This window comes from Sphingobacterium sp. UBA7253, from assembly GCF_002472745.1.
Classification (GTDB): Bacteria; Bacteroidota; Bacteroidia; order Sphingobacteriales; family Sphingobacteriaceae; genus Sphingobacterium; species Sphingobacterium siyangense.
The window spans coordinates 1-11,354 of sequence record NZ_DKSP01000207.1 but is presented as its reverse complement, the minus strand read 5'-3'; the positions used below and the strand labels follow the sequence as shown (position 1 = coordinate 11,354).

At 39.7% G+C, this 11,354-nt stretch carries 11 protein-coding genes and 2 tRNA genes; 2 read left to right on the top strand and 11 right to left on the bottom strand.

Annotation, left to right across the window (positions count from 1 at the left end):
• Positions 1-209: 209 nt before the first annotated feature.
• From B2X72_RS21200 to B2X72_RS21175, 6 genes are all read right to left on the bottom strand, one after another.
• A complete protein-coding gene (locus B2X72_RS21200; protein ID WP_286851394.1) occupies positions 210-737 on the bottom strand; it encodes a DUF1697 domain-containing protein in 528 nt (175 codons plus the stop codon).
• Positions 738-746: 9 nt separating this feature from the next.
• A complete protein-coding gene (locus B2X72_RS21195; RefSeq protein ID WP_088161428.1) occupies positions 747-1,049 on the bottom strand; it encodes an MGMT family protein in 303 nt (100 codons plus the stop codon).
• A 134-nt stretch (positions 1,050-1,183) separates the two neighbouring features.
• Positions 1,184-1,669, bottom strand: a complete 486-nt coding sequence (locus tag B2X72_RS21190; RefSeq protein WP_286851393.1) for a hypothetical protein — start codon at positions 1,667-1,669, stop codon at positions 1,184-1,186.
• 832 nt (positions 1,670-2,501) lie between these two features.
• The gene (locus B2X72_RS21185; protein ID WP_115048498.1) at positions 2,502-2,837 is read right to left on the bottom strand and encodes a hypothetical protein; all 336 of its coding nucleotides are present in this window, start codon (positions 2,835-2,837) and stop codon (positions 2,502-2,504) included.
• A 177-nt stretch (positions 2,838-3,014) separates the two neighbouring features.
• Positions 3,015-3,102: transfer RNA gene (locus B2X72_RS21180), tRNA-Ser, on the bottom strand.
• 55 nt (positions 3,103-3,157) lie between these two features.
• Positions 3,158-3,676, bottom strand: a complete 519-nt coding sequence (locus B2X72_RS21175; protein ID WP_115048496.1) for a YceI family protein — start codon at positions 3,674-3,676, stop codon at positions 3,158-3,160.
• A 185-nt stretch (positions 3,677-3,861) separates the two neighbouring features.
• Between B2X72_RS21175 and B2X72_RS21170 the strand changes: the two genes are divergently transcribed.
• Positions 3,862-3,935: transfer RNA gene (locus tag B2X72_RS21170), tRNA-Arg, on the top strand.
• 379 nt (positions 3,936-4,314) lie between these two features.
• Here the strand turns inward: B2X72_RS21170 and B2X72_RS21165 are convergent.
• Entirely contained in the window at positions 4,315-6,627 is a 2,313-nt protein-coding gene (locus B2X72_RS21165; RefSeq protein ID WP_286851392.1) for a glycoside hydrolase family 3 protein, read from the bottom strand.
• 311 nt (positions 6,628-6,938) lie between these two features.
• Here B2X72_RS21165 and B2X72_RS21160 point away from each other — a divergent pair, with 311 nt between their 5' ends.
• Positions 6,939-7,688 (top strand): NUDIX hydrolase, encoded by a 750-nt coding sequence (locus tag B2X72_RS21160; protein ID WP_286851391.1) that lies wholly within the window; start codon positions 6,939-6,941, stop codon positions 7,686-7,688.
• Positions 7,689-7,831: 143 nt separating this feature from the next.
• Here the strand turns inward: B2X72_RS21160 and B2X72_RS21155 are convergent, their stop codons facing one another.
• From B2X72_RS21155 to B2X72_RS21140, 4 genes are all read right to left on the bottom strand, one after another.
• Complete coding sequence (locus B2X72_RS21155; RefSeq protein ID WP_153847546.1) at positions 7,832-8,197, bottom strand: response regulator; 366 nt, start codon at positions 8,195-8,197, stop codon at positions 7,832-7,834.
• Positions 8,198-8,268: 71 nt separating this feature from the next.
• The gene (locus tag B2X72_RS21150) at positions 8,269-9,099 is read right to left on the bottom strand and encodes a CheR family methyltransferase (RefSeq protein ID WP_286851390.1); all 831 of its coding nucleotides are present in this window, start codon (positions 9,097-9,099) and stop codon (positions 8,269-8,271) included.
• A complete protein-coding gene (locus B2X72_RS21145; protein WP_286851388.1) occupies positions 9,100-9,471 on the bottom strand; it encodes a response regulator in 372 nt (123 codons plus the stop codon).
• Between the two features lie 13 nt (positions 9,472-9,484).
• The coding region (locus B2X72_RS21140) for a response regulator (protein ID WP_286851386.1) at positions 9,485-11,354 on the bottom strand (1,870 nt) is incomplete at its 5' end.

The following is an 11,354-nucleotide window of genomic DNA, read 5'->3' as shown; positions in this document are numbered from 1 at the left end:
CAATTTCGTGAATTTCTGTCGTTTAGTCCGGAAGAAATTCACGAAATTGATCTTTATGCAAAAGATGGGCATATTAATATTTGGGCTAAATCGGCTGAAATCGATTAAGATCAATGCCACAGAAGTTTTCATACGGGGAACCACTGCGCGCCCGGTTGAAATCCATAAAACAAAAAAGAGCCCGGCAGTATCCGGGCTTTTTTCGTTGATTAACCCATTTTTTTCAATATCCTTTCAAAGGTGTTGATATTACGGCTTGTCATCTTATCTTTAAGATTCTTTTTTCCTAATACCTTTCCAAAACTGGAATCTAAAGTATTTCCCTTGGGCACACGCCAATAAAAGACCGTATTGACAATTTCAGCCTTCTCCCCTGGCACCTGCGTCGAATTACTGAATTCATCCATCAGTATTGTTTCGACACCTTCTGCCCCTACAAAAGCATATACATGGAAGTCCGTATGCATTTCAAACGGAATGTTTGCCTGCATCAATTCCACTTCTTCCTGCGACCGGATGAATAAAAAAGCTTCATAAGAAAAATATGCCGACATGGACTCCTCCAATAGCCGCTTGAGCGGGTCGGCCGCTTTGTCCGACGAAAAAACAATATTTCCAGAAGCCAGTACCGAAGTAACGTCAGTTACACCGGCGTCCTTAAAAACTTGACAGACATCTACCATCTTCATATTGGTTCCCTTCACATTGACACCGCGTAGAAAAGCACAGTATTTCATGTTATTAAATTAATCGATTAATTCGTCCATCGGATTCCAAAACAACTTCCTAAAATCCTTGATCCGTAAATTATTCACAACAAGCCCCTCAGCTTCAAGCCGTTCTTGAAATCCAGGCACCGCAAGTGTACCGCTACTTGATATAACACGATGAGCAGGAACATCTTTCGGGCATCCTCCCATCGCTTTCCCTACGTGCCTTGAGTGGTTAGGAAAACCTAAAGCTTTTGCTATGGCTCCATAAGTCGTTACTCGACCTTTGGGAATCAGCTTTGCAACCTCATATACTTGTTGTTTGAATTGCTCATCCATGTTAATTTATATTTTATTTGCGCTGTTTAGCATGTCAAAAAATCTTCTTTCCTATTTCCGCGGCGAAAAATGAAGAGCAACCTAAGTTACGAAAAGCTCTTGTAAGCAATACAGTCTTTAATTGATTCACTTGTCTAATTTTCGTTTCCATATGATTTTGGGGGAAACGATTCCTCCAATTGTCTATATACACGATTCCAGCTAGGGCTATCGTAAGCATTCATTTTTACATATTGCCCCTTTTTTGTTGCAATGCTTATTTTTATATCTATTCCGTCGTATGGCTGACGCGACTCCTCCTCTTTAGCGGCAATAAATTTCTCCAAATCAATTTTATCCAATAGGAAGTTCCATTTGTCTTCCGTATTGCCATATGATTTTAGGGTACTCTGGGCTGTATCAATTGCAGAAAACAGACAATAAACACTATCTCTTGTTATCTTAATCGTATAACCTTTTGAAGGTGTTGCTGTAAATCCGCCAACCGTAGAAAATGACACTGCTGTAATCTCATTTTTAGTATTATCCGTTGTTGTCTGCTGTGATTTGTACAAACAGCCCTGTACTAGAAGCGTCTGTGCAACCAGAAGCGAGAGATTTATAATCAATTTTCCGCCCATATCTTGTTCCTTTAGAAGCTGGTAAATAATCAAACAAAAAAAAGCGTTGTCTGTTGTCAACAGACAACGCTTTTTACTACTTTCCTAATTTACAAAAGTTATTCAGATTTCGTGACCCCAATCTCTGTATTCGTTACATATCAAACCGATCAGTTGCCTTGGATCAGCTCGAAAGCTGTTCCTCGTAGTACCATACTCACTCGTGACTGGAAATTTTATTCCCTAACAAAAAGTTGTTCATTCCGTTTCCTATCAAAACACATTGATACAGGGCAAAAAAACAAGTGTTTTTCTATAACTATAGGTTAATATTCACTTTCCTTTTAGTGCCTTTTCGAAGGAAAAAAACGGAATCTTCACAGCCCCAGTAGGGATAAAGCACATGCTAAGCACAGATAAAGCACTGTTCATGTATAAAGCAAAATGCGCTTTAAAAGTACTTCAAGCATGCGTGAAGGCTTCACAAAGCGACCAAAAATGAGGGCAAGTAGAGCTAGATTTAGTTAATTAATAACTATTTAAATTCATTCGATGAATATACGTAAATGCTCGTTGTTTTATCATTTAATCACTTGAAAATAAAATAGAAATAGGTGTTAATATAAATAATAGGAGTCCACGATTTTGTTTATAATGGTTGTTTTTCATGAATAGATTAAATAAAAAAAGAACTAGTAAGGTGCTTGCTATTCTTTCTGATTTTTCAGAAAAAATTTGAGCGGAGCTAACATGCTATAGCTCTGCCCGCTTTTCATATTTTACAATTATGTATATTAAAAAGAACATTTCCTACCCATTACAGCATTAAGAAAGGAAAACCATTATTCAACAGTTATGTTCTATGACTATTAATCTTTGTTCTAAATGAATCTAAAAAGAAATTCAGTTCCTTAGCATCCTCTTTGGTGCCAATAGCCCTTTCTTCCTTTTGATTCCATCTAGTAACATCCCAATGTCTTTTTTTTGAGCATTCTTTTAAAATTCCATCTACCGTAATTCGAACATAGACAATGCGCATAGTTCGGCTTTTTCTCTTGAGCTCTTTAGAAAGAAGTTTAGCCCATAACTTTGTTCTAACATAATCAATCACTTTAAGGGTTATAAATTTCGAACCTAAGCTTAAACTAATCAAGACGTTAAAATATTTTACAAACTGAATATCAACCACTTATAGATCATTTTGTGGCACCTTCAAAAAAATCCCAAAAGTGCCACATATGTGCCACAAACTTTTGGAGTATTTTTGAAGATTTTGCGAATCGTCCTAAACAAAAAAATCCTGCAAATCAATGACTTGCAGGACCTTTACATTTTTTAATGCTTTTAAAAACTTTAAATTTGCACCTGGCGGAGAGTGAGGGATTCGAACCCCCGAACCTGTGACAGTTAACGGTTTTCAAGACCGCCGCATTCGACCACTCTGCCAACTCTCCGCGACAAAAGTACGAATTTCCACTCTCCTACCAAATTTTATTTTATATATTGTGCTTATTGAGCTTTTATAAACTGAATATCAGCACTAAATTTTACATCGTCGCTCACCATTACCCCTCCTGTTTCCAATGCCGCATTCCAATTAAGGCCAAATTCTGAACGTTTGATTTTGCCCTCTACAATAAAACCAGCTTTGGTATTTCCCCAAGGGTCTTTTTGGATACCTGCAAATTCTAAATCAAAAACGACCGGTCTAGTGACATCACGAATAGTCAAATTTCCCTTAATTTGTTCATTTTCTAAACTCGTTGCCTCAAAAGTAATGGTGGGATATTTTTCCACATCAAAAAAGTCTGGACTTTTTAGATGTCCATCCCGTTGTTCATTACGCGTATTGATGGACGCAGTGTCAATAACAACTTTCGCTAGGGCATTTTTAAAATCTTCGCCTTCGGCATCAACATCTATTTTAAAACCGTCAAAGTTTCCTTTAACGTTCGTAATCATCATGTGTTTTACTTTGAATTCTATCTCGCTATGTGCAGCGTCTAGTTCCCATTTTCCTTGTGCCATAATTTTATGTTTTTTCTATTTGTTTAACAACACAAAGGTAACAGCAGTTTTATTCATTTTGTTTGACCTAGATCAATAAAATAATCTTGTTGAAAAGCAATCAGTTATTGAAAAACCACAAAAAAAAGTTGGCGATATTTTGGAAATATAACACAAATGTCTACTTTTGCATTACCGAAAGCGACGCGCCAATAGCTCAGCTGGATAGAGCATCGGTTTTCTAAACCGACGGTCTCAGGTTCGAATCCTGATTGGCGTACTTAAAAGCCCCTTTGTTTAAAGCAAAGGGGCTTTTCTTTTTATATACTATGTGGTTTCAAAAGTTAAGATTTATTAAAATCTCTGCGATATGCAGTCGAACTTGAAGATGAAAATAAGCTAGGGGCCTTTCCCCTTTCTCATTTTTAAATTGACCATACAGAAGAAAAGCAACGAAGGCGAGTATGACAATTAAAATAACATTCATATGGTTATATTTTAGGTTAATAATAATTTAAATATATAAAAATAGATAAGGCCGAGCAAATGCTTCGACCTTATCAAAAGTAATTTCTAATTATCTGGCGCTGATTGACCCCAGGACCATCTAAATGAACTGAAACTATGATGGTGACTTACATGATATTTATGGATTAAACCTATTTCTTAAGAAACTCGCGTACGCGCTCATCTTTAATTACACCCGACCAGTTCAAACCATAACCAAAATCGTAAGCATGTCCGACTTGATCAACATATACCTCCATATCAAAGGGCACATCCTCTGCTTGCTTCTCTACTGTAGCCATATTCGCTGGCATTTGAACCGGTAATAGACCAGATGGTTCATGCTTTCCAAACATAACATCCAATACAGCCTGTGTCGATACGCCAAAATTCAAGACAATACCAGATACATCCTTTTCAAACTCGGCAAATACCATCGGCTTGTTAGCAGTTACAGCAACCAGAACTGGTTTATCTTTCATCATATCCTTCGTATCCAATATCGTCTGAAGATCCATCACATTAGCAGCAGTCACCATTTTATTCTTATAAGATCTATTCTTAATCGATGGATCGATTACTGGATCACCTGCAGCAATACTCTCCGCTCGTGCGTTTGAGGCTGTATAAGTGCCATATTGCAAGGAAATGGGGACATAGCCATTTCCACCATTCCTGCGATCCCTTGCGCTATACCCACCTTCTGCACTGATCGGGCTCTGTACAAACACGATTGCAAGGTCAGCTTCATTGGGGTTATCGGTTACATCGGCATATTTCCGCAAGAGGTCAATGTTGAGGGGGTATTCCAATCGTGCCTGCGTATAGTTTCCCCACCAATCTTTCATTGCTGCACTATACATCTTCGGAACATAAACTTTCTTCCGTCCAAGAATAGGCAATTGCTGATCACTATTCTTTAGTAAAATAATGGACTTTACCTGTGCGTCGTAGCCCTCCTTCATATGGAGCGGATTACCGACAGTGGCGCGACTTTCCTCGACATCCAAATATGGATTTTCAAAGAGTCCTACCCGGAAAATATTTAACAGAAGCCTTCTAGCGGAAGCCTCAAATCGTTGTCTCATAAATTTCTGTCCGTGCTCTTTCACGCCCAGTTCATAGGCTATCAAAACAGGAGCCTTATCGTTATTGCCTCCAAATTGATCTACACCTGCCATCAATGCTTTATAATGACGCTCTGCCACCGACAGCTGTTCTAACCCCCAGGGTTTACCTGCAAATCCATCTGGTTTAGGCGCTTCATCTCCCGTAATCAACCAGTCCGAACAGATCACACCATCATAACCGTAGGTGCCGCGCAACAAGTCGGTAAGCAAATATTTGCTATAACCATTTCCCACATTTTCACCATTCTTCTCGTCTTGACCAAAAGAAATCGTATAATAGGGCATAACTGCGGCAGCTTTGCTCGTCTTTCCTGTCAACTGAAAAGCTCCATTGACAAATGGAATAATATGTTGCTTCAGATTATCACCTGGATATACCGCAAACTTTCCAATAGCCCAATGGCCGTCCCGACCACCTTCCTCAGGCCCTCCACTGGGCCAATGTTTCACCATAGCATTAACACTCTTATACCCCCAGCCTAAGGCAATTTCGTCTTTTCCACTCGACGTCTGAAAGCCATCGATATAAGCTCTAGCCATGGCTGTGGTCAACTCGGGGCTCTCTCCGAAAGTCATACCAATGCGGTACCAACGCGGCTCGGTACCCAAATCTATCTGTGGCGATAATGCCGTCGTGATGCCCAATGATCGATATTCTGAAGCCGCCACTTGCCCAAAACGTTTAACGATAGCTGGATCGAATGTCGCCGCCATCGCAAGTCCATCCGGCCACATCGAAATTTGCCCCCCTGCCCCCGCATTGAACTCTGCACTGACAACAGCATTATGACGTGGATCGGAGCTATTATTCGCCGGGATACCCCATCCCAACCCTTCCACAAAACGCTGCAACTCATTATTCCAGCGGGCAGCGGTTTCCGGATCTTTTACTGCCGTTAATAGGACATGCCTAAGCCCATCCTTCTCCAGAAATTCGCGCTGCTGATCGGTCAGGGCCCAAGGTGAAACAATACCTTCCTGGTAATTTTTTCCTTGATAGGTGCCTGCCATAAATCCAAAGGCGGGTGCTGGTAAAGCTTGGTGTCTGCTGTATAACATAAGTCCAGCAATCTGATCAACAGATAATTTTGAGGCGAGATCTTTGGCGCGCTCTTCTGGTGTCAAACGCCAGTCTTCATAAAGATCTAATTTCCCATTTCGATTGAGATCCTTAAATTTATTTCCAGCGATGCTTAGGATCTTCACTCCTGAAGTTGTCGAATAACCCAAGACAGGACCGTATTTATTCTCAATCTTTTGATAAACCTGGCCTTGTGCCGAAAACGTTAAAAATAGACTGAAAGATGAAGCGAATAGTAGTTTCCTTGCGTTCATATAATCTGTTATTTTAATAAATGAGTTCGTAGTCAAAACGTTCGCCTTATTGGCAATAAAAACATTTGGCTTGATACGTTATAATCAGTTACTTATATTGCTTCATTATGAAGCAATACAATTTTACAACCTTTTTATTCAAATACAAAATAAAATCAATAAAATAACACAAACAGCTAGATATCGATATATTGATTTAACAAGAGAGCCCCTAATGTAATTTTTGACACAAGAATTTGTTCGACTTTATCAACCAACTTTCCTCCCATTGGGATATTTTTTTGTAATATTAACCCAAAGACAAAAAGTACATGGATTTCAGAACACAGATTATTAACGCATCGGCAGAGAGTTATGAAAAATTTCTACCTCACATTTCTGTAGACACCGTCGTCTTTGGCTTCGACCAAGGTTCTTTGAGAATCCTTTTGCTAAAAATGAACTACAATAAAGAGTGGTTTCTTCCTGGAGGCTATGTAGGGAAAGAGGAAGATACTGACGAAGCGGTCAAACGCGTACTTTATGAACGCTCGGGTGTAAAGGATATCTTCTTGGAAGAATTTGCTGTATTTGGAAACCCACAGCGCAGCCAGCAATCCTTTGCGGATTACCCAGACACATTGTGGAACAAACAGCGTTTTATTTCAATTGGTTACTACGCGCTGGTAAATTACAAACATGTGGTTCCTCAACCTGATTCCTTAAGTGAGACCTGCCAGTGGATCGACTTTAAGAACATCACTGAACTCAATATCACCATGGACCACCGCAAAATCATCAGCAAGGCTCTTCGGACTCTTCGCGAACGGCTTTCTTACAAACCAATAGGATACAATTTACTACCAGACAAGTTTACACTGTCCGACTTGCAAGGGCTCTATGAAACAGTACTTGGTAAAAAACTTAATCGAGGCAATTTTTATCGTAAAATGAAAAACATGGGCATCCTTCAAAAACTTGACGAGCAACGGAAAGGCGGAGCCCACAAAGCTCCCGACCTCTATAAGTTCAACGTGGAAACCTACAAGAATATCTTACAGGAAGGTTTAAATACCTGGTAGTACAATCACCAACACTTTGACACCAAATTTATAATACACTACAGCCTAGTCACCGCTGACACAGGCCAACATTCTACCATCGGCTAAACTAACCCGCAAGAAACTGAGATGCGCAGTACAGAAGTCCAACCTTTACAATTGATCTATACAATATATTTATTGACAATATTTTCCAAATCTTCCAAATCAAAAGGTTTAGATAAAAAATCATCCGCTCCGGCACGATCTGCTAGGGATTGAATATCGTTGTTTGCCGATACGTATATTACGGGAATATGGCTAAAACGCTTATCTGATTTAAGCAATCTAGTCGCTTCAACACCACCTATGTTTGGAATCCAGTTATCCATTAAGATAAGGTTGGGCTCTGCAGATTCCACCTTTTGGATAATATCATGTGAAGTTTCGGAAACTTCAACATGGAACCCTAAATCTGTCAAAACAACCGTTATAACCTCCAAAATAATGGTATCGTCCTCAAATATCAATACCGTTTTTGCTTTACTCATATAAAATAGTTTATGTATACCCTCATTGTTTTACATCAGACACAAAATGATTCACGTCTGCCTGCCCCCCCCTATAAGGTATAAAGTTTTTTCCAAATTTTTTGATCCCCTACAGTTGTAAAGTTATGTTGAATACCTGAAAATCGTATGGTTTCTTTACTACCTAATGCCAAATATCCTAAATTTTCTAGACTCGCATCAAATAATTTAAAGACGCGCTCTTGCAAGTCCTTATTAAAATAGATCAAGACATTACGACAAAGGATTAATTGAAAGCTATTAAATGAGGTATCAGATACCAGATTATGGGTAGATAAAATCATTTTTTGCTTTAGATCGGCATTGAATTTCGCCCATTCATAATTTGCTGTATAATATTTCGAAAAATCCTGTTTTCCTCCAGATTCTATGTAATTCTCAGAGAAAGATTTTATCTGGCTCAATGGATATACACCATTCCGGGCAATATCAAGTACCCGTGGATTAATATCCGTTGCATATATCAATGACTTGTGATACAAATTGGCCTCTTTTAGCAAAATGGACATCGAGTAAGCTTCCTCTCCTGTGGAGCAACCAGCAATCCACACACGGATCAACGGGTATGTGCCCAATTGTGGTAGAATTTCCTCCCGTAGCTGACGAAAGAATAAAGGATCCCGAAACATCTCAGTTAAGTTAACGGTAATCTCTTCTACAAAGTGTTGCAAAAATGCAGGATTGTCCTTTAATACAAAGCGAAGTTCGGCAAAGCTTGCCAAACGGTCATTCGTCATAAGCCGATTAATCCGCCTCTTCATCGAGGCACGGCTATACTGCAAAAAATCATACCCGTAGTCTCGATAGATATCTTCAAGTAAAATATCTATTTCATGGTCTTTTATGATACTATAGCCCAACATTTAGATTAACCGTTCAATTTCACCCATCAATTTATCGACATCAATCGGCTTCGAGACATACGACTGGGCTCCAGCTTCCAAGCATTTCTCCCGGTCTCCACTCATCGCTTGAGCCGTCACGGCAATAACCGGAATTTTGCCTGTAAAACTCGAATTGCGAATTAGCTGAATCGCCTCATAGCCATCAATTTCAGGCATCATCATATCCATCAATATCAGCGCCACACCTTTATTCGCCTCCAAGATCTCCATAGCTTCGCCCGCACTTGTGCTGCTCAATACCTGATATCCCTTAGCTTTCAACGTCAAACGCAATGCAAAAATATTACGTTGATCGTCGTCCACAATTAATATTACCTTATGCTGATCCATATATCAGTTGTCCTCAATTTTCATATAACCACACACGCAACAAAGACAAGAGTTGGTCGATATCCACCGGCTTCGAGATATAATCCGAAGCTCCTGCCTGAATACACTTTTTACGATCCCCGATCATCGACTTCGCCGTAACAGCGATAATTGGTAATCTAGCATAGTCCGCATGTTGCCTGATATTCTTAATCGTCTCATAACCATCCATCTCAGGCATCATCATATCCATCAATACAATATCAATGGGTTCTCCGGACATCAATACTTCTAACGCTTCTTTACCATCCATCGCGGGAATTACCTTCACTTGAAATTTCTCCAATGCTTTGGTCATCGAGAAGATATTCCTAACGTCATCATCAGCGACAAGAACCTTCTTGCCCTTCAATACGTCGGTCAAAGCTCCAAGCCCATTGTTCTTTCTCCTAGCGTCGTCTGAATTATTAACCTCAATCAAATGAAGAAACAGGCCTACCTCATCCAAAATCCGTTGATATGAATGAGCCGTCTTTACAACAACTGAGTCTGCATATTTTTTAATTTTCAACTCTTCAGCCTTGGACAGATTCTTACCTGTAAAGATAATGATCGGCAGGTTCTCCAGTCCTTCATGTTGTTTGATTGCTTCCAACGTATGGTAGCCCATTTCATCAGGTACTCCCATGTCCAAAATCACACAGTCCACATCCGCTGTACGTAAAGCTGTAATGCTATCCTCTACATTATCTTTTACTTCAAGTGATATATTAAAACTACTTAAGAAATAAGATAATGCACTTGCATGCTTCGGGTTTTCTTCAACAATAAGCACCTTCTTCGGCGAACGGCTTAACGCCGATTCAATTCTTTGGAATACCGAAGTCATTTGTTCTAACGCAACAGGCTTATTAATAAAATCGATCGCTCCTTTTAATAAACTTTCTTTCTTCACCTCAAGCGAAGACATAATATGAACCGGAATATGCCGCGTAGCCTTATTGCCCTTCAATTGATCCATGACAGCCCATCCATCCATAATTGGCAATTGAATATCGAGCAAAACAGCAACGGGATAATATTTTTCGGCGGCTGGGAGTGCATGGTCACCACGAACTACAACTACACCTTTATAGTTTTGCGTATGGGTATACTTCAAGAGTGCCTTGGCAAAATTAATGTCATCCTCCACAATCAAAATCACCTTATCCCCTTCTACAACTGTATCCCGATCATCTGGAATTTCCTCCGGGATCCTAATCGTGACCGGATTATAGTTATCTTCTTTAACAATCTCAATGACCTCTTCGACTTCCGAAGATATCTCCTCAACCAATTGCTGCTCCTTGGTCAATATCTCTTTGACTTCAACTTTAGACTTCGGTATAATGAACAAAAACGTACTGCCTTTGCCTACTTCGCTTTCCAACCGGATTTCTCCACCGAGTAAGCGCGCGATCTCGCGGCTAATGGAAAGCCCCAATCCAGTACCACCAAACTTCCTTCTGGTTGAGCCATCAGCTTGTTGAAAGGCTTCAAAAATAATTTTCTGCTTTTCAAGTGGTATACCAATACCCGAATCGACTACAGCGAACACCAATCGATCACTATCGCCTGGGTCTTCATAGATTTCAAGACGTACTTCGCCTTCTTTGGTAAATTTAATGGCATTAGAAATTAGATTCCGTAGTACTTGATCTATCCGCAAACGATCACCTTGAAAGCTTAGATTGACCGAATCACTGATACTCGTTTTGAAAATCAAACCCTTTTCCTGTACAACAGGCGAAAACAGACTATTCAAATCCGCCAAAATATCATTCAGGTTCAAAGACGCATAATCCAAAGTCATCTTACCCGATTCAATTTTGGAAAGATCCAGAATCTCATCAATCAAGGTGAGC

Coding starts and splice junctions, on each gene's coding strand:
- B2X72_RS21200 (WP_286851394.1), bottom strand. CDS start 737: ATGAAATACTGTGCTTTTCTACGCGGTGTCAATGTGAAGGGAACCAAT.
- B2X72_RS21195 (WP_088161428.1), bottom strand. CDS start 1,049: ATGGATGAGCAATTCAAACAACAAGTATATGAGGTTGCAAAGCTGATT.
- B2X72_RS21190 (WP_286851393.1), bottom strand. CDS start 1,669: ATGGGCGGAAAATTGATTATAAATCTCTCGCTTCTGGTTGCACAGACG.
- B2X72_RS21175 (WP_115048496.1), bottom strand. CDS start 3,676: ATGGCACAAGGAAAATGGGAACTAGACGCTGCACATAGCGAGATAGAA.
- B2X72_RS21165 (WP_286851392.1), bottom strand. CDS start 6,627: ATGAACGCAAGGAAACTACTATTCGCTTCATCTTTCAGTCTATTTTTA.
- B2X72_RS21160 (WP_286851391.1), top strand. CDS start 6,939: ATGGATTTCAGAACACAGATTATTAACGCATCGGCAGAGAGTTATGAA.
- B2X72_RS21155 (WP_153847546.1), bottom strand. CDS start 8,197: ATGAGTAAAGCAAAAACGGTATTGATATTTGAGGACGATACCATTATT.
- B2X72_RS21150 (WP_286851390.1), bottom strand. CDS start 9,099: ATGTTGGGCTATAGTATCATAAAAGACCATGAAATAGATATTTTACTT.
- B2X72_RS21145 (WP_286851388.1), bottom strand. CDS start 9,471: ATGGATCAGCATAAGGTAATATTAATTGTGGACGACGATCAACGTAAT.